Source organism: Kitasatospora sp. NPDC089797, assembly GCF_040684795.1.
Lineage (GTDB): Bacteria > Actinomycetota > Actinomycetes > Streptomycetales > Streptomycetaceae > Kitasatospora.
Genome location: NZ_JBFBGS010000016.1, coordinates 117,936 through 135,708 on the forward strand (window position 1 = coordinate 117,936; position 17,773 = coordinate 135,708).

Here is a 17,773-nt window from a genome sequence, read left to right on the forward strand (position 1 = left end):
CCCGAGGCACCCCACCCATGGCCAAGAAGCCGAAGAAGGGCGGCCAGGGCACTCCCGCCACCGTCGCCCTGGAGACCGCCGCCGTCCCCTTCACCGTCCACGCCTACCCGCACGACCCGGCCGCCGCCTCCTACGGCGGCGAGGCCGCCGAGGCCCTGGGCGTGGCCGCCGAACGCGTCTTCAAGACCCTGGTCGCCGACGTGGACGGCACCCTCACCGTCGGCGTCGTCCCGGTGGCCGGCCAGCTCGACCTGAAGGCCCTGGCGACGGCCGTCGGCGGCAAGCGGGCCGCGATGGCCGACCCGGCCGCCGCCGAGCGCAGCAGCGGCTACGTGCTCGGCGGCATCTCCCCGCTCGGCCAGCGCCGCCCGCTGCGCACCGTGGTCGACGTCAGCGCCCTCACCCACCCCACGGTCTACGTCTCGGCGGGCCGCCGCGGCCTCGAGGTCGAGCTCTCCCCCACCGACCTCATCGCCCTCACCAAGGCCCACACCGCCCCCATCGCCCGCTGACCCCGCCGAACCCGCCGAACCCGCCGAACCCAGCGAACCCAGCGAACCCAAGAAACACGAACCCCGCGCCCCGGAAGGGACGCGGGGTTCTTCCCGCACCGCTCACGACCTCAGCCCGGCCGCCGGTCCTCCGCACTCGGCACCACCGGAGGAACCCCGGGAGGCACCTGCCCCACAGCCTCCGGAGCCTCCCCCGCAGGATCCCCGTACGTCCCCGCCGGCACCCCCCAGTACGGCGGCGGGTCCTCCTCCCGCTTCCCGAACGCCGCCGACAGCGCCAGCAGCACCACCATCGCCGCCATCGGCCACACCAGCAGCGCCCCCAGCGCCCCCAGGTCGATGCTCGCGTCGAAGTGCCCGCCGTTGCCGACCTTCCGGGCCTCGCCGATCAGGTCGTCGCCGGGCCCGAGCCAGCGGCCGAGCCGCCAGGCGCCGATCGAGCCGAGCAGTCCGCCGATCGCCAGTCCGAGCGCGATCGCGATCCCGCCGCCGCGCTTGCGGGTCACCAGGAAGGCCCCGAGCGCCGTGAGGATGCCGGCGCCCAGGCCGATCAGCACGAACACGGCGTCCGCGCCGGCCCGCTGCTCGCCCTCGGGGTCCGCGTAGAGGATCCGGTCGCCGTCCACGAGCAGCGGCACCTTGGGCGACAGCCAGGCCCACAGCCCGGCCATCACCAGTCCGACCAGCAGGCACACCAGCACCACCCCGGAGCCGATCCGCAGCTCGGCCGCGATCCGGTGCCCGGCGGCGGGCGGGGCCTCCGGCAGCCCGGCGGGCGACTCCTCGCCGGGGACCGGCGGCGGTGCGAACGGGTCGGGTGCGGCTCCCGGCCCGGCCGGCCCGTCGGCGCGGGCGGGATCCGGAGGTGTGTTCGGTACGGTCACAGGGCCCATCGTTTCACGACAGCCGTCCGAACAGCCCCACCACCCGAGGCTCCGACGGCTGGAGCCGGTCGCCCGGATCCGCCGCGGCCCCGGAGGGATCAGGGGGCCGGGCCCTACCGCGAGACCGCCCGGCGGTACGCCCAGGTGGCCAGCGCCAGCGACACCACGCCCACCGCCGCGCAGACCCCGAGGTCGACCAGCACCATCCCCCAGTCCGGTTCGGGCGCGAAGGTCCGGGCGAAGGCCTCCACCCCGTACGTCGAGGGCAGCAGGTCGCGCAGCCACAGCACCGGCTGCGGCAGGTGGTCGACGGGCAGCACGCCGAGCAGCAGCGCCGCCGACATGCCGAGCTGCCCGAGCATGGTCGCGATCTCCTGGCGCGGCGCCAGCAGCCCGCAGGCCGCGCCGAGCCCGGCCAGCGCCGCCCCGGCCAGCGGCACCACCGCGAGCAGCACCCACAGCTGGCCGAGCGGCAGCCCGAACATCACCGCGCCGATCGCCGCCGTGGCGAGCGTTCCGGGCAGCGTGAACGAGGCGTACGCGGCGGCCGCGCCGAGCACCACCGAGGCGGCCGGGACGGGCAGCGTCGCGTAGTGGTCGAGGCCGCCGGTGGCCCGCAGCTTCCCGAAGTACTGCGCCAGCAGGTTGAGCGCGACGAAGGCCACCACCAGCACGCTGGACCCGGCGACCACCGACCGCGCCGCCGAGCTCTGCCCGGCGTCCACCACGCCCCGCATCATCACCAGGATGCCGACGGACTGGAAGGTGGCCACGAACAGCAGCGGGATCCGGGCCACCTTCGCCCGGGTGAGCTGTGCCCGGTAGACCGCGGCCAGCGCGGGCAGCAGCCGGGCGGCGGGGGCGAGCGGGGCAGCGCCCCCCGTGGACCGGCGGGTCTGCGGGGGCACCGAGAGCAGCGTCACTTGGCCAGTCCTCCGTGGCGGCCGCCCAGCTTGAGGTAGGCGTCCTCAAGGCTCGGGGTGGCGAGGGTGAAGTCGTCGAGGGCGGCGAAGGCCGGGCCGGTGGTGACGGCGGCGACCAGCTCGCGGGCCTCTTCGGGGGTGGTGCGGACGGTCCAGCGGCGTCCGGTGCGCTCGGCCCGTTCGGCCAGTTCGGCGACGGCGGGCACGCCGACCGGCGCCTCGTCCCGCCAGACCAGGTCGAGCCGGACGTGGCCGTCCACCAGGGCCTTGAGCCCGCCGGGGGTGTCGCAGGCGATCACCCGGCCCTCGTCGACCACGGCGACCCGGTCGAGCACGGTCTCCGCCTCGATCACGTTGTGGGTGACCAGCAGCACCGTCGTCCCGTGCTCGGCCCGCCGGCGGTCGACGGCCGACCAGACCGCCCGCCGGGCGACCGGGTCCATGCCGGTGGTGGGCTCGTCCAGGACGAGCAGCGGCCGTTCCCCCACCAGGGTGGCGGCGAAGCAGGCGAGCCGCCGCTGTCCGCCGGAGAGCTTGGCGAGCGGCCGGGCCGCGAGCGGCTCCAGGCCCAGCTCCGTCAGGACGTCCGCCGCCGCGCCGCGGGCCGCGGCGCGCGAGAGCCCGCGCAGCCGTCCGGTCGTCTCGGCGGCCAGCGCGACGGTCAGTTCGTCGAGGGCGGTGGACTCCTGCCCGAGGTAGCCGAGCAGCCGGGCGGCCCGTTCGGGGTGCCGGACGATGTCGTGCCCGAGCAGTTCGACCGACCCGGAGTCCGGCCGCAGCAGCCCGGTGAGCTGGCGGACCAGGGTGGACTTCCCGGCGCCGTTGGGCCCGAGCAGGCCGAAGACCTCGCCCTGCCGGACGGTCAGGCTGATGCCGTCGTTGGCCCGGATCTCGGTGGCGGCGGCGCCGCGCCCCCCGCGGTAGGTCCGGACCAGATCGCGTACGGCGACGCACGGCGGGGTGTCCTGGGGTGCTCGCCCGGCCGTCTCGTTCACGACCGGAGACTTTACGCGCTCACACGGGCGGACCGGACAACGGGGCCCGGTCGCCGCGGCCCGTCGCGGGCCGTCAGTCGTCCACGACCATCGACCCGCCCGGCACCCGGGCCGCCAGCTCCTTCCAGAATCCCGCCCGGATGGCGTAGCGGTCGTGCTCGTCGATCTGGTCGTCCTTGTGGGCGAGCAGCCCGAAGCGGGCGGCGTAGCGCAGCAGCTCGCCGTCGACCCGGTGCGGGATCCGCGGGTAGTCGGGCCAGAGCAGGGTGAGCCGTTCGAGGTCGCCGAGCCGGTCGCTCCAGCGCCGGGCGAAGACCTGCCCGACCTCGTGGGCGTCGCCGCCGATGGTGGTGATGTCCTCCTCGCGGTCGGCCCAGCGCTGTTCGGCGGTGGTCAGCTGGGCCAGGGTCGGCAGGCCGTCCCCGGCGGTGACGGAGGGCTCGGGCGCGGGCCGGTCGACCCAGCCCCGGTCGGAGGACCAGCGCAGCACCGGTCCGCCCACGGGCTGCCCGTTGGCGGTTCCCCCGCCCGCCGCGTGCCCGTTGGCCGCCGGGGTGATCGGGGTGACCGGGCTGACGGCCGAGACCCGACCGGCGAGGTCCTTCGGCGTGGGCACCACCCGCAGGGCCGCGGCCGGCTGCGGCCGCCCGTTCGCGGCGGGCTCCTCGGGGGCGGCCGCGGCGGCGGGACGCACGACCGGGGGCACCACGCTGGGCAGCGAGGCGGGCGGGGCGGCGAGGATCTTGGCGATCTCCTGCCGGGCGCCGCCCGTGCCGGGGGCCGGGAAGACGGTGGAGTGGTCGCGCAGCGAGAAGGACCCCTTGATCCACTCGCGGTCCAGCACCCGCCGTTCGTCGGCCTCGCCGACCAGGTCCTCGGACTGGTTGAAGTCCCCGTCGGCGGCCTGCAGGGCCCACAGGTGGACGGCCACGCCGTGTTCCTTGGCGGTCATCATGCCGGGGAGCAGGTCGCCGTCCCCGGTGATCAGCACGACGTCCGCGCAGGCCCGGTTGCGGGCGAGCTCGGAGAGCTCGGCGTGCATCGCGGCGTCGACGCCCTTCTGCACCCAGCGCCCCTCGGCCCGGGTGAGGGCGCCCAGCCGTACGGTGACCCGGGGCAGGACGCGCAGCCGCCGGTGCTCGGGCATCGGGCGGCGGTCGGGGGCCGCGTCGAACCAGTAGATCCGCAGCAGCGGCAGGCCGGTCTCGGCCTCGGCGCGCTCGCGCAGGGCGCTGATCAGCGCGGTGTGGTCGACGGTGACCTTGGAGCGGGAGGGATCGCCGGCGAGCAGGCTGGCGGCAGCGCCCAACAGGTATCCGGCGTCCACCAGGACGACACAGCGGTCCATCCGCGCACCTCTTTCGCTCGCCCTCGAAGGTCGGTGTGGGTGGGCCGGGCTGCCCTTCGGCCGAACGTGCGGGGTGAGGGGCCCCCATGACCGCCCGATCGTTGGGTCACCTTTTCCCCCTGGTTCGCGGCCCGAACCTCGGCGGATGTCCCGGTCCCGCAACAGCCGCCCCAATGAGTCGCAAAGAAACACGAAGGCGGGCCCCGTTCAACGACGGGGCCCGCCAAACGTCACGTGACGCTACGCCGGGGTGGCGGCCGGCACTCCGACCTGCGGTGTCAGCCCTTGAGCTCGGCGGCCACCAGCTCGGCCAGCTGGACGGCGTTGAGCGCGGCGCCCTTGCGCAGGTTGTCGTTCGAGACGAACAGCGACAGGCCGTTCTCCACGGTCTCGTCGACCCGGATGCGGCCCACGTAGCTGGGGTCCTGCCCGGCGGCCTGGAGCGGGGTGGGGATCTCGGACAGCTCGACGCCGGGGGCGCCGGCGAGCAGCTCGACGGCCCGCTCGGGGCTGATCGGGCGCTCGAAGCGGGCGTTGATCTGGAGCGAGTGGCCGGAGAAGACCGGGACGCGCACGCAGGTGCCGGCCACCTTGAGCTCGGGGATGCCGAGGATCTTGCGGCTCTCGTGGCGGAGCTTCTGCTCCTCGTCGGTCTCGTTGGAGCCGTCCTCGACGATGGAGCCGGCCAGCGGCAGCACGTTGAAGGCGATCGGGCGCTTGTAGACCTTGGGCTCGGGGAACTCGACCGCGCCGCCGTCGTGGGCCAGCCCGGCGGCGCCGTCGATGACCTTGGCGGCCTGGCCGGCCAGCTCGGCCACGCCGGCCACGCCGCTGCCCGAGACGGCCTGGTAGGTGGAGACGACCAGGGCGGCGAGCCCGGCCTCCTGGTGCAGCGGGCGCAGCACCGGCATGGCCGCCATGGTGGTGCAGTTGGGGTTGGCGATGATGCCCTTGGGGCGGTCGGCGATGGCCTCCGGGTTGACCTCGGAGACGACCAGCGGGACCTCGGGGTCACGGCGCCAGGCGGAGGAGTTGTCGATGACGACGGCGCCGGAGGCGGCGACCTTGGGGGCCAGGGCCTTGGAGGTGGAACCGCCGGCCGAGAAGATCACGATGTCCAGGCCGGTGTAGTCGGCCGTGGCCGCGTCCTCGACCGTGACCTCGGTGCCCTGCCAGGGCAGCGTGCGCCCGGCCGAGCGGGCCGAGGCGAACAGCCGCAGCTGCTCCACCGGGAAGTTGCGCTCCGCCAGGATCTCGCGAACCACGGCGCCGACCTGGCCGGTGGCCCCGACAATGCCGATCTTCATTCCGACTACTCCTCTGAATCGTGCCGTCCACTGCCGCACTCTGCCCATCATGCCTTGTCCACGGGCGGCGGAGGCCTGGTATTCCACGGTTTGAGAGTGCTTACTGGTCCAGACCACTCACGAGGGCCAGGGCGGCCGCCACCTCGGCCCCGCCGGCCGGCAGCAGCGGCAGCCGCACGTCCGGGGTCGGGATCCAGCCCTGGGCGTGCAGGACTCCCTTGGTCACCGTCGGGTTCGGCGCCGTGAACGCGGACAGCGCGAGCCCGGTCAGCCGGTGCCCGAGCTCCCGGGCCAGCTCGACGTCCCCGGACCGCCAGGCCTCGTACAGCTCGACGAAGCGGCCGGTCGCCAGGTGGGCGGAGGCCAGGATGCCGCCGGCCGCGCCGATCGCCAGCATCGGCGCCAGGAAGGCGTCCTCGCCGGTCAGCACCGCGAAGTCGGCGGGGGTGTCGGCGAGCAGCTCGGCCGCCGTCTGGTCCAGTCCGCCGGTCGCGTACTTGACGCCCACCACGCCCTCGATCGCGGCCAGTTCGCGCAGCGCGGCGGTGGAGAGCTGCTGCCCCGTGCGGTACGGGATGTGGTAGACGACCAGCGGCAGCGGGCTGCCCGCGGCCAGCGCGCGGAAGTGCGCGACCGTCCCGGCCTCGCCCGCCCGGACGAACGCGGGGGTGGTGACCAGCGCCGCCGCCTGCGGCACCCGCGCGCCGAGCGCGGCCAGCGCCTCGCCGACGGCCCGGGTGTCGCCGCCGGAGGCCCCGACGATCAGCTGCTTGCCGCGGTCGGCGCAGGCGGCCGCGGCCACGTCCACGACCGCGTCCCGCTCCTCGGCGGTCAGCGCGGCGGGCTCGCCGGTGGTGCCGAGCGCCACCAGACCGGCCGCCCCGGCGTCCAGGACCTGGTGCGAGAGCTTCTCCAGCGCGTCGAGGGCGACCGAGCCGTCGGCGGCGAACGGGGTGATCAGCGGGACGTAGATGCCCTTGAGTTCCATGTTCCTGAGTTCCATGTTCCTGGGTTCCGTGTTCCTGGGAGCCGTGTTCCGGAGTGCATCCCGGAGTGCGCTCCGGAGTGCCGTCCCGACGATCCTGCGGCCCGGTGATCACACAGGTCCAGTTCACATTTCCGACGCTTCTCGTAAGCTGAACCGATGCTCGACGTCCGACGCCTGCGCCTGCTGCGCGAACTGGCCCACCTCGGCACCATCGCGGCCGTCGCCGAGGCGCTGTCCTTCAGCCCCTCGGCGGTGTCCCAGCAACTGTCCGTCCTGGAGAAGGAGGCCGGCGTCCCGCTGCTGGAACGCACCGGGCGGCGGGTCACCCTCACCCCGGCCGGCCGCAACCTGGTCCGGCACGCCGAGTCGGTGCTCGCCCAGCTGGAGCAGGCCGGCGCCGAACTCGCCCACGCCAAGCAGGGGTTGGCCGGACCGCTGCGGATCGGCACCTACCCCTCGGCGGCCCGCGCGATCATCCCGGCGGTCCTCGGCGGACTGGCCGCCTGGCACCCCGGACTGGAGCCGATGGTCACCGAGGTGGACCCGGTGGCGGTCGGCGCGGCGCTGCGCGCGGGCGAGCTGGACGTGGCGCTGGTGCACGAGTACGACCTCGTCCCGGCCGACCCGGAGCCGGGCCTCGCGGTCACCCGCCCGGTCTTCACCGAGCCGATGTACCTGGCCGCCCGGGCCCCGGGGACGGTCGCCGAGCAGCGCGCCGCGCCGTGGATCATGTCGCCGCCCGGCACCCTCTGCCACCGCATGGCCGTCCGCGCCTGCGAAGCGGCGGGCTTCGCCCCCCGCGTCCGGCACCAGATCGACGACTTCACCACGGTGCTCGCGCTGGTCGCCGCGGGCCAGGGGGTGGCGCTGGTCCCGCACCTGGGCACGGCCGAGTCCCCGCCCGGCGTGGTGCTCACCCGGCTGCCGATGTACCGGCGCACCCGCGCCGCCTTCCGGGCCGGCGCGGGCTCCCACCCGGCCATCTCGGCCTTCGTCTCGGCCCTGCACACCGCCGTCCCGCCGGGCCTGGGCGGCGGGGTCTGACCCCACGGGCCGCACGGGTCCCAGGGGCCCCGGGAACCCCGGGAACCCCACGGACCCCGGGACCCGCCGGAACGCCCGCTACCCCGCCAGGCAGCTCGGCCCGAGCAGCTGCTTGAGGTCCCCGAACAGCGCCGGATCCGACTTCACCCGGTGCCGGTCCAGCCGCAGCACCGTCGTCTTGGTGCGGCCCTCCAGCCGCACCCGGACCTCGGTGGTGCCCTTGTGGTGGGTCAGCACCTCGCTGAGCCGGGCGACCAGCGGCGGGGTGACCTTCCCGGTCGGGATGTTGATGGTGATCGGCGCCTCGGCGTGCGCGTTCGACAGGTCCGGGATGGCCAGCTCCATGCCCATCAGCCGCGGCACGTCCTCCCGCTTGTCCAGCTTGCCGCGGACGAACACCACCGCGTCCTCGACGAGTTGGGAGGAGACCAGCTGGTAGCTGGCCGGGAAGAACATGCAGTCGATCGACCCCGCCAGGTCCTCGACGGTGGCGATCGCCCAGGCGTTGCCCTGCTTGGTCATCTTCCGCTGGAGGCCCGAGATGATGCCGCCGATGGTGACGATCGTCCCGTCCGGCCGTTCCGCGAGGTCGGCCACCGCGCAGTCCGCCTTGTCGGCGAGCACGTGCTCGATGCCGTGCAGCGGGTGCGAGGAGACGTACAGGCCGAGCATCTCCCGCTCCTGGGTGAGCAGGAAGGACTTCTCCCACTCCTCCTCGGAGAAGACGACGTCCAGTCCGAAGCTCGGCTCGTCCGAGGTGGTGTCGCCGCCGAAGAGGTCGAACTGCCCCTCGGCCTCCTTGCGCTTCACCCCGACGACGTTGTCGATCATCGGCTCGAACTGGGCGCTGAGGCCCTTGCGGGTGTGCCCGAGCGAGTCGAAGGACCCGGCCTTGATCAGCGATTCGACGGTCCGCTTGTTGCAGACCACCGACTCCACCTTCTCCAGGAAGTCCGGGAAGGAGGCGAACTTCCCCTTCGCCTTCCGGGTGCGGATCATCGACTCGACCACCGGCCCGCCGACGTTGCGGATGGCGGTCAGGCCGAACCGGACGGTCTCGCTGCCGTGCGGCGTGAAGTCCGAGTCCGACTCGTTGACGTCCGGCGGGAGCACCTGGATGCCCATCTTGCGGCACTCGTTGAGGTAGACGGCCGACTTGTCCTTGTCGTCCTTCACCGAGGTCAGCAGCCCGGACATGTACTCGGCCGGGTAGTTGGCCTTGAGGTACGCCGTCCAGTACGAGACCAGCCCGTACCCGGCGGTGTGGGCCTTGTTGAACGCGTAGCCGGAGAACGGGACCAGCACGTCCCACACCGCCTGGATGGCCGCGTCGGAGTAGCCGCGCTCCCGGCAGCCCTTCTGGAAGGGGACGAACTCCGCCTCCAGGATCTCCTTCTTCTTCTTGCCCATGGCGCGGCGCAGCAGGTCGGCCTGGCCGAGCGAGTAGCCGGCCAGGATCTGCGCGGCCTTCTGCACCTGCTCCTGGTAGACGATCAGGCCGTAGGTGGGCCGCAGCACCTCCTCCAGCGGCTTCTCCAGCTCCGGGTGGATCGGGGTGATCTCCTGCTGGCCGTTCTTGCGCAGCGCGTAGTTGGTGTGCGAGTTGACGCCCATCGGGCCCGGCCGGTAGAGCGCCAGGACGGCGGAGATGTCCTCGAAGTTGTCGGGCTTCATCAGGCGAAGCAGCGAGCGCATCGGCCCGCCGTCGAGCTGGAAGACGCCCAGCGTGTCGCCGCGGGCGAGGAGTTCGTAGGTGGGCTTGTCGTCGAGCGGCAGCTCGAGCAGGTCGATCTTGATGCCCTTGTTCTTCTCGATCGCCTTGACGGCGTCGTCCATGATCGTCAGGTTGCGCAGGCCGAGGAAGTCCATCTTGAGGAGGCCGAGGCCCTCACAAGTCGGGTAGTCGAACTGCGTGATGGTGACGCCGTCGGTGTGCCGGGTCCACACCGGGATGTGGTCGGTCAGCGGCTCGGCGGACATGATGACGCCGGCGGCGTGCACACCGGGCTGGCGGATCAGGCCCTCGATGCCGCGCGCGGTGTCGATGACCTTCCGCACGTCCGGGTCGTTCTCGTACAGCCCGCGGATCTCGCCGGCCTCGCTGTAGCGGGGGTGGCTGCTGTCGGTGATGCCGGACAGCGGGATGCCCTTGCCCATCACGTCCGGCGGCATCGCCTTGGTGATCCGGTCGCCCATCGCGTACGGGTAGCCGAGGACCCGGGAGGAGTCCTTGATGGCGGCCTTCGCCTTGATGGTGCCGTAGGTGACGATCATGGCGACCTTGTCGGATCCCCACTTCTCGGTCACGTACCGGATCACGTCACCGCGCCGGCGCTCGTCGAAGTCGATGTCGACGTCGGGCATCGAGATGCGCTCGGGGTTGAGGAAGCGCTCGAAGATCAGGCCGTGCGGGATCGGGTCGAGGTCGGTGATGCCCATCGCGTACGCGACCAGCGAACCGGCCGCCGAACCACGGCCCGGGCCCACCGCGATGCCCTGGCTCTTCGCCCACATGATGAAGTCGGCGACCACGAGGAAGTACGCCGGGAACCCCATCTGGATGATGGTGTCCATCTCGTACTCGGCGAGCTTCTTGTGCTCCTCGTCGTACCCGCCCGGGAAGCGCCAGTCCATGCCCTCCCAGACCTTGGACTTGAAGAAGTCCGCCTCGGACTCGAAGCCCTCCGGGATCGGGAAGCGCGGCATCAGGTTCTTGAACTTGAACATGCCCTCGGTGTCGACCCGGGAGGCGACCAGCAGTTGGCTGTTGCGGCAGCCCTCCTGCCAGGCGTCCGAGGAGTCCAGGGCGTACATCTCGGCGGCGGACTTGATGTAGTAGCCGGTGCCGTCGAAGCGGAAGCGGTCCGGGTCCGAGAGGTTCTTGCCGGTCTGCACGCAGAGCAGCAGGTCGTGGGCGCCGGCGTCGGCCTCGGTGGTGTAGTGCGAGTCGTTGGTGACCACCGGGGGGATGTTCAGCTTCCTGCTGATCTCCAGCAGCCCGTCGCGGACCCGCTTCTCGATGTCGAGGCCGTGGTCCATCAGCTCCAGGAAGTAGTTCTCCTTGCCGAAGATCTCCTGGTAGTCGGCGGCGGACTTCAGCGCCTCGTCGAACTGGCCGAGCCGCAGCCGGGTCTGCACCTCGCCGGACGGGCAGCCGGTGGTGGCCATCAGGCCGCCGGACAGCTCGGAGATCAGCTCCTTGTCCATCCGGGGCCACTTCACCAGCCAGCCCTCGGAGTACGAGCGCGAGGTCAGCTTGAACAGGTTGTGCAGGCCCTCCTTGTTCCGGGCCCAGATGGTCTTGTGGGTGTACGCGCCGGACGCCGAGACGTCGTCCCGCTTCTGGTGCGGCTGGCCCCAGAGGATGCGCTTGGTGTTCGAGCGGGACTCGGGGGCGACGTACGCCTCGATGCCGATCACCGGGGTGATCCCGGCGTCGGTCGCCTGCCGGTGGAACTCGGCGGCGCCGTACATGTTCCCGTGGTCGGTCATCGCGACGTGGGTCTGCCCCAGCCGCTCGACCTCCTTGAACATCTGCTTCAGCCGGGCGGCACCGTCCAGCATCGAGTACTCGGTGTGGACGTGCAGATGCGCGAACGGCTGGTCGCTCAAGGCGGGGCCTCCGGAGGCTCTGGTGCTGATCGGGTGGGCCGGCGAACGCGGAGGTCACGGGGCAGAGGGCCGGGAAACGAATGCGGCCCGGAACACCTCTCGGGGTCCGGACCGTCACTCACGCGTTCACGGGTCCACTCTAGCCCTCTTCGAACGCCGTCCCCGCTCGCTCGAAAGCCGTCCAGCCCAGCCCGGCGAGTCGCTCCCCGGCGGCGTCCCTGACCCCCGGCAACTCGATCGGATCGTCCACCAGGGACACCAGCCGGGCCCGGACGTACGGGGTGTCCGGGGCGTGCCGCACCCCCAGCAGTCGGGCCCGCGCCTCGCAGTCCCGGAGCGACTCGGTGAAGGCCTCCCCCGTGCCCGCCGACCCCAGCGCCGCCAGGGCCTCCAGGTACCCGGCCCGCTCGGACGAGTGCGGGGTGTACAGCCAGAACCGGCGCAGCAGCGAGGCCGCGTCGGCCGCCTCCGGGCCGAACCGCGCCAGCCGGCGGGCCGTGAGCGCGGGGCCGCACCAGCTGCGGTCCACCCAGGCCCGCTCCAACTCGGCGACCAGCGCCGCGAGGTCCGGCTCCGCGCCCTCCTCCTCCGGCTCCGGGTCCCGCCGCTCACCGTGTTCCGGCACCGCGCCGCCCGCCGGAGCGGGGCCGGCCGAAGGCCCCCGCCCGCCCTCCCGGGGACACGCCCGCAGCGCCTCCCGGGCCTCGACCGAGCCGCCGAGCGCCAGCAGCTCCAGCACCCGGGCGGCCCGCCCGCGGACGGCCTCGCCCCCGGCCAGAAGCTCGACCACCGGCCCGAGCGGCAACTCCAGGTCCCGGACCAACCGGGCCAGGTACCGGTGCCGCTCGTCGACGGTCGGATCCCAGCGCCACTCCCACCGGATGCAGCCGTACACCAGCTCCGCCGCCGCGGCCGGGTCCTCCGCCGCGATCAGCGCACCCTGCCCCCGCCCGCGCTGGAGCAGCCCCGGCAGGGTGCTCGCCGGTGCGTACTCGTATCTCCGCTCCACCACCCCATCCTCACAGAGGCTCCCGCCCCGGGCCGCCGCCGGCCCGCCCGGACCCCGCCCGACCCGGCCCGCCCGGACCGCGCCGCCCTCAGGACGCCAGCAGCCCCGCCACCCGGCCGATCTCCGCCGCCACCGCCCCCGGCTCGGCCGCGACCGTCACCCGCGCGACCCCGTCCAGCCCCGGGTGCCCGCCGACCCGGACGGACCACTCCGCGTTCCGCAGCAGGTCGAGGTCGTTGATGTCGTTGCCGAAGGCGACGTACTCCTCGATCCCCAGCGAGCGCAACGCCTCCCACTTGTTGGTGGCCCCCGGCGCGAAGTCGATGATCGCCTCGTCCAGGTGGTGGTTCACCGTCAGGCCGAGCCCCCGGCCGGCCTCGGCCAGCCCCTCCGGGTCCGCGCCCCCGACGACCAGGAACTTGACCACCTCGGGCAGTTCCGCCAGCGCCACCCGGCGGGCCAGCCCGCCCTGGTCCACCCGGGCGCGGATCGGGTGGTCCGCCGGGCCGGTGTACGCGTAGTCCCAGGGCCCGTCGGCGAGGTACGTTGCACCGTGCCGCCCGACCGCCTCCATCAGCGCCCCGAACCCGGCGGCGCCGAACGCGGCCCGGGCCCGCACCCGCCCGTCCACCGACACCAGACTGCCGTTCCCGCCGATCAGCACCGCCCCGGGGAACGCGCCGCCCAGCACCGGCAGCAGGTCCCGCACCGGCCGGGCGGACGCGAAGACCGGCCGGGCGCCGGCCCGCTCGCACTCCCCGATCGCCGCCAGGACGCGTTCGTCGATCGTCCGCCCGTCGAAGCAGAGCGTGCCGTCTATGTCGAAGACCACCGTGCGGGCGCGAAGTTCAGCCATTCCCGGATGATATCCACCCCACGGATCGCACCCGCACGGTCGTCCGGCGCCGGGGTCACCCGTCCAGGTCCGCCAGGAAGTCCAGCGCCGCCGCCCAGGCCTGCTCGGCGGCGTCCGCGTCGTAGTCGTCCAGCTCCGGGTCGGTGAACAGGTGCCCGGCGCCCTGGTAGCGGTGCACCTCGACCTCCGCGCCCGCCCGCCGCATCCGCAGGTACCAGGCGTTCAGCCAGTCCTCCGGCTCGAACGGGTCCGGCTCGGCCATGTGCAGCTGCACCGGGATCGAGGTCGCCGCGTCCTCCCGCAGGTCCGAGGTGCCGTGCAGGAGCAGCAGCCCGCGCGCCTTCTCGTCCGCCAGCGCCAGGTTCTGCGCGATCGCGCCGCCGAGCGCGAACCCGGCGTACACCAGCCCGTGCTCGGACAGCGGGGCGGAGACGGTCACCGCGCGGCGCAGCAGCTCGTCGGCGCCGCCGATCTCCTCCTGGAAGGCCTGCGCGGCGTCGGTGTCGTCGAAGGTGCGCCCCTCGAAGAGGTCCGGCGTGTGCACGGTGTGCCCGGCGGCGCGCAGCCGGTCGGCGGCGGCCTGCACGGCCGGGCGCGGGCCGTGGGCGGAGTGGAAGAGGACGATCTGGGCCACGGTTCGGGTCCTTCGACGAGCGGGTTCAGGGGTACCCACCCATGATCCCGCACCCGGCCCCGGATCCCCTCGCCCCGCTCCGCCCCGCCCCCGCCACCGCCCCGGGCCGGCCGGGGTCAGCCCTGCGGGCTCCAGGAGGCGACCAGGTCGAGCAGCCCGGGGAAGCGGGCGTCGAGGTCCTCGACCCGCACCCGGCTGCGGCGTTCCAGCCCGTACTGGCGCTGCCGGGTGATCCCCGCCTCCCGCAGCGCCTTGAAGTGGTGGGTGAGCGAGGACTTCGGCCGGTCGAGGCCGAACCAGCCGCAGGAGTGGTCGAAGCCCTCGGACTCCAGCAGGAGCTTGCGGACGATGGTGAGCCGCAGCGGGTCGCTGAGCGCGCCCAGCACGGTCTCCAGCCGCAGCTCGTCGACGCCCGGTTCGGGCAGTGGCTCGGGTAGGTCGGACGGCTCGGGGAACACCGTGAAGGCGGTCGTACCGGTCCTGCTCGCGGGCATGGGCGACTCCTCAACTCCTCGTGACTCCACGGCCGCTGACCGTCGGCCATCAGTACGACTCCAATCGTACTTCATGCTAGGTTCGACTCGACTCGTACTGCTGCGGCGCCCGCCGCACGCCTCGGGAGGGAACAGTCATGCCCATCACCCGGACCGCCGCCGCCCGGCCCGTCGCCCGGCCCGCCCCCGCACCCCTGTGGTGGATCTGGCTCGCCGCCTGGCCGGTCACCGCCGTCTTCGTCCTGTCCAACGCCGCCACCCCGCTGTACGTCCTGTGGCAGCACGACATCGGCTTCTCCAAGGGCACCCTGACCGTGGTGTTCGCGTCCTACATCGTCGGCCTGATCGGCTCGCTGCTGGTCTCCGGCGTGGTCTCCGACCGGGTCGGCCGCAAGCCGGTCCTGCTGCCCGCCCTGGCACTGGGCCTCGCCGCCTGCCTGGTCTTCGGGACGGCCACCGGCGTCGCCGCACTGATCACGGCACGCCTGTTCACCGGCATCGCGGTCGGCGCCGTCGTCTCGGCCGGGATGGCCGCGGTCACCGACGTCGCCGGGCCGGAGCGCAAGCGGACCGCCGCCCTGCTCGCCTCCTGCGCGATGGTCTTCGGCGCCGGCCTCGGCCCGCTGCTCGCCGGCCTGCTCTCCGAGCTGGCACCCGCCCCCACCCGCACCGTGTTCGTGGTGGAGGCCGTGCTCCTCGCCGCCGCGGTCCTGGTCGTGCTGCGGATACCGCTGCCCGCCCCGACGCCCCGCACCCCTGAGTCCGGCATCCCTGAGTCCAGCACCACGGAGTCCGCCGGTCCGGAGCCCCGCCGCCGGGGCGCCTGGATCCGGGTGCCCGGCGTCCCGCGCGGCAACGGCCGCCGACTCGCCCTCGGCATCGCGGTGTTCGCGCCCGGCATCACCGCGACCTCGTTCGTGCTCTCGCTCGGTCCGTCGCTGCTGTCCGGCCTGCTCGGCACCTCCAACCGGATCGTCGCCGGCGCCACGGCCTTCGTGATGTTCCTCGCCGCGACCGGAGTGCAGTTCGCCGTCCGGCGGCTGCGCCGCCGCACCATCCTGACGGCCGGCGCGGCCGCCACCGCGCTCGGCACGGTCGCCCTGGTCGCCGCCGTGCACACCGGCGCGGTGGCGGTGCTGGTCCTCGCGGCCCTGCTGGCCGGCGCCGGCCAGGGCATGGGCCAGCTCGGCGGCCTCTCCCTGCTGAACGCCGGCATCCCGCCGCGGCGGCTGGCCGAGGCCAACGCCGCGCTCAACGTGGGCGGTTACCTCCCGGCCGGCCTGCTGCCGGTCTCGGCCGGCTACCTCAGCGACGCGGTGGGCCTGACCACCGGCGCCACGGTCTTCGGCGCCGTCCTGCTGGGCCTGGCCGTCCTCGGCGGCCTCCTGGTCCTCGCCACCGGGCGCGAGGTGACCGACCCGGCCTGACGCGTCCCGCCCCGCCCGCTCCGCTCAGATGTTCGTAACATTCCTTCCTTTAGGTATGTTTCCTTCCCTGGTCAGTGGAGGCCGACTTGAGCGGATTTTTCTGCTGCGGGAACCATTGCAGCAACATTCCATCCCGATGGTATGTATGGCCTTGGTCACCGACGAAGGGCAGGGGCATGGCAAAGCAGGAGCGGGCGCGACGCACGCGGGAGAAGGCCCTGACCGCGGCGGCCGAGATCTTCGCCGCCCACGGCTACGAGAGCACCACGCTGAACACGGTGGCCGACCGGATCGGTATGACCAAGGGCGCCCTCTACGGCCACTTCCCCTCGAAGGGATCACTGGCCCGGGCGCTGATCGACGAGTCCCGGACCACCTGGACGAGCCTGCGCGCCGAGTACGACACCCCGGGTGCCGACGCCGCCGAGGTGCTCGAAGCCGTCGTGGTGGGCTTCGCCGACCGACTGCGGTCGGACGTACGGCTGCGGGCCGCGCTCCGGCTCGCGGCCGACTGCCCCGGGCTGGCGCAGTCCCCCGCCGACGTCCTCGCCGAGATGCACGTCGGACTGACCGAGCTGGTCCACCGGGCGCAGCGGGACGGCGGCTTCCCCGAGCACAGCCCGTCCCTGGTCGCCGAACTGCTGCTGGTCGTGATCCGCGGCCTGCTGAACTCCCGCCCCGCCTGCGGCGACAGCGCCCCCGCCCCCGGCGGCGAGCCGCTGTGGCAACTGCTCTTCACCGCCCTGACGGGAAGCGCCGGTTGCACCGGGAGCGCCGGACGCCCGGCGCTCCCCCGCCCCTGACTCCGCTCCCCCCGGAGCCGCCGCTCCCCGGCGCCGGCCCCGACCCCGTTACGACACCACGTCCTTGCGCGCGAACCCGCGGAAGGCCAGCGCCAACAGCACCACCGCGTACGACAGCGACAACGACACCCCCTGCACCATCCCACCCCACTCCAGCTGCGGTTGGAGGGCGTCCGCCCACGCGTACTGCCAGTGCGCCGGCAGCCACTCCCGCAGGTCCCCCAGCGCGGTGACGGCGTCCAGCACCCCGGTGATGATCGACACGAACACCGCCCCGCCGACCGCCCCCAGCGGCGCGTCCGTCGCCGTCGACAGCCAGAACGCCAGCGCGGCGATCACGAGTTCGCTCAGGAACACGAACGCCACCGCGATCGCGATCCGGGGCAACGCCTCCCCGGCCGGCAGGCTGGCCCCGGCCGGCAGCTTGAGGTCCCCCCAGCCGTACGCCACGGTCCCCACGACCAGACCGATCGCGGGCAGCATGACCACCGCCACCGCCGAGAAGGCCAACCCGACCAGGAACTTGCGGGCCAGCAGCCGGGCCCGCGGCACCGGCGCGGCCAGCAGGTAGCGCAGCGAGGACCAACTGGCCTCCGAGGCCACGGTGTCCCCGCAGAACAGCGCGACCGGGATCACCAGCATGAAGCCGGTGCCGACGAACAGCATGGTGACGGCGAAGTTGGCCCCCGAGGCGGTGGCCAGGTCGATGAAGGTGGTCCGGTCCGGGCGCCCCGGGGTGCCGCCGATCTGGAACGCCGCCAGGATGACGAACGGCATCGCGGCCAGCACCCCGCCGATCACCAGCGTGCGGCGGCGGCGCAGTTGCCGCATCGCCTCCACCCGCAGCGGCAGCGTCCGGCTCGCCCGGTACCCCTCGGCGTGGTCCGCCGAAGCACCACCCGCCGGGCCACCGGCCCCCGAACCACGGTCCGTAGCA

The 17,773-nt window shown here is 73.6% G+C and carries 16 protein-coding genes; 4 read left to right on the forward strand and 12 right to left on the reverse strand.

All coding sequences use genetic code 11. The features are described from left to right. Positions 1 to 17 precede the first annotated feature (17 nt). Positions 18 to 512 carry a Cys-tRNA(Pro) deacylase gene (gene ybaK / locus AB0O91_RS15195; RefSeq protein WP_363432283.1) on the forward strand — a complete coding sequence of 165 codons (495 nt, stop codon included), beginning with the start codon at positions 18 to 20 and terminating at the stop codon, positions 510 to 512. Positions 513 to 622: 110 nt separating this feature from the next. Here the strand turns inward: ybaK and AB0O91_RS15200 are convergent, their stop codons facing one another. The 6 genes from AB0O91_RS15200 to AB0O91_RS15225 form a co-directional block, all read right to left on the reverse strand. Then, on the reverse strand, positions 623 to 1,396 hold the full coding sequence (locus AB0O91_RS15200) for a DUF2567 domain-containing protein (RefSeq protein ID WP_363432286.1): 774 nt from the start codon (positions 1,394 to 1,396) through the stop codon (positions 623 to 625). 113 nt (positions 1,397 to 1,509) lie between these two features. Beyond that, the gene (locus AB0O91_RS15205; RefSeq protein WP_363432289.1) at positions 1,510 to 2,319 is read right to left on the reverse strand and encodes an ABC transporter permease; all 810 of its coding nucleotides are present in this window, start codon (positions 2,317 to 2,319) and stop codon (positions 1,510 to 1,512) included. Beyond that, positions 2,316 to 3,314 carry an ABC transporter ATP-binding protein gene (locus tag AB0O91_RS15210; protein WP_363432292.1) on the reverse strand — a complete coding sequence of 333 codons (999 nt, stop codon included), beginning with the start codon at positions 3,312 to 3,314 and terminating at the stop codon, positions 2,316 to 2,318. Before AB0O91_RS15210 ends, AB0O91_RS15205 begins: the two co-directional genes overlap by 4 nt. Positions 3,315 to 3,387: 73 nt before the next feature. Beyond that, positions 3,388 to 4,662 carry an NYN domain-containing protein gene (locus AB0O91_RS15215; RefSeq protein WP_363432295.1) on the reverse strand — a complete coding sequence of 425 codons (1,275 nt, stop codon included), beginning with the start codon at positions 4,660 to 4,662 and terminating at the stop codon, positions 3,388 to 3,390. 278 nt (positions 4,663 to 4,940) lie between these two features. Next, positions 4,941 to 5,969: an aspartate-semialdehyde dehydrogenase gene (locus tag AB0O91_RS15220; protein ID WP_363432298.1), complete on the reverse strand. Its 1,029-nt coding sequence runs from the start codon at positions 5,967 to 5,969 to the stop codon at positions 4,941 to 4,943. Positions 5,970 to 6,069: 100 nt separating this feature from the next. After that, the gene (locus AB0O91_RS15225; protein WP_363432300.1) at positions 6,070 to 6,972 is read right to left on the reverse strand and encodes a dihydrodipicolinate synthase family protein; all 903 of its coding nucleotides are present in this window, start codon (positions 6,970 to 6,972) and stop codon (positions 6,070 to 6,072) included. A 141-nt stretch (positions 6,973 to 7,113) separates the two neighbouring features. Between AB0O91_RS15225 and AB0O91_RS15230 the strand changes: the two genes are divergently transcribed. Then, positions 7,114 to 8,001 (forward strand): LysR substrate-binding domain-containing protein, encoded by an 888-nt coding sequence (locus AB0O91_RS15230; RefSeq protein WP_363432303.1) that lies wholly within the window; start codon positions 7,114 to 7,116, stop codon positions 7,999 to 8,001. Positions 8,002 to 8,079: 78 nt separating this feature from the next. On the opposite strand, the gene dnaE is transcribed toward AB0O91_RS15230, so the two are convergent. The 5 genes from dnaE to AB0O91_RS15255 all read right to left on the reverse strand — a co-directional run bounded on the left by dnaE (position 8,080) and on the right by AB0O91_RS15255 (position 14,606). Next, the gene (gene dnaE, locus AB0O91_RS15235) at positions 8,080 to 11,613 is read right to left on the reverse strand and encodes a DNA polymerase III subunit alpha (protein ID WP_363432306.1); all 3,534 of its coding nucleotides are present in this window, start codon (positions 11,611 to 11,613) and stop codon (positions 8,080 to 8,082) included. A 139-nt stretch (positions 11,614 to 11,752) separates the two neighbouring features. Next, on the reverse strand, positions 11,753 to 12,622 hold the full coding sequence (locus AB0O91_RS15240; RefSeq protein WP_363432309.1) for a hypothetical protein: 870 nt from the start codon (positions 12,620 to 12,622) through the stop codon (positions 11,753 to 11,755). A gap of 88 nt (positions 12,623 to 12,710) precedes the next feature. Continuing rightward, positions 12,711 to 13,478, reverse strand: coding sequence for an HAD family hydrolase (locus tag AB0O91_RS15245; RefSeq protein WP_363432311.1), 768 nt, complete (start codon positions 13,476 to 13,478; stop codon positions 12,711 to 12,713). Between the two features lie 55 nt (positions 13,479 to 13,533). After that, the gene (locus AB0O91_RS15250) at positions 13,534 to 14,112 is read right to left on the reverse strand and encodes a dienelactone hydrolase family protein (protein ID WP_363432314.1); all 579 of its coding nucleotides are present in this window, start codon (positions 14,110 to 14,112) and stop codon (positions 13,534 to 13,536) included. 116 nt (positions 14,113 to 14,228) lie between these two features. Continuing rightward, on the reverse strand, positions 14,229 to 14,606 hold the full coding sequence (locus AB0O91_RS15255) for a helix-turn-helix transcriptional regulator (protein ID WP_363432317.1): 378 nt from the start codon (positions 14,604 to 14,606) through the stop codon (positions 14,229 to 14,231). A gap of 137 nt (positions 14,607 to 14,743) precedes the next feature. Here AB0O91_RS15255 and AB0O91_RS15260 point away from each other — a divergent pair, with 137 nt between their 5' ends. Together AB0O91_RS15260 and AB0O91_RS15265 are read left to right on the forward strand one after the other, a co-directional pair. Further along, positions 14,744 to 16,033 carry an MFS transporter gene (locus tag AB0O91_RS15260; protein WP_363432320.1) on the forward strand — a complete coding sequence of 430 codons (1,290 nt, stop codon included), beginning with the start codon at positions 14,744 to 14,746 and terminating at the stop codon, positions 16,031 to 16,033. Positions 16,034 to 16,209: 176 nt separating this feature from the next. Beyond that, positions 16,210 to 16,836 (forward strand): TetR/AcrR family transcriptional regulator, encoded by a 627-nt coding sequence (locus AB0O91_RS15265; RefSeq protein WP_363432323.1) that lies wholly within the window; start codon positions 16,210 to 16,212, stop codon positions 16,834 to 16,836. A gap of 48 nt (positions 16,837 to 16,884) precedes the next feature. Here AB0O91_RS15265 and AB0O91_RS15270 read toward each other — a convergent pair whose 3' ends face one another. After that, complete coding sequence (locus tag AB0O91_RS15270) at positions 16,885 to 17,688, reverse strand: ABC transporter permease (protein WP_363432402.1); 804 nt, start codon at positions 17,686 to 17,688, stop codon at positions 16,885 to 16,887. Positions 17,689 to 17,773 lie beyond the last annotated feature (85 nt).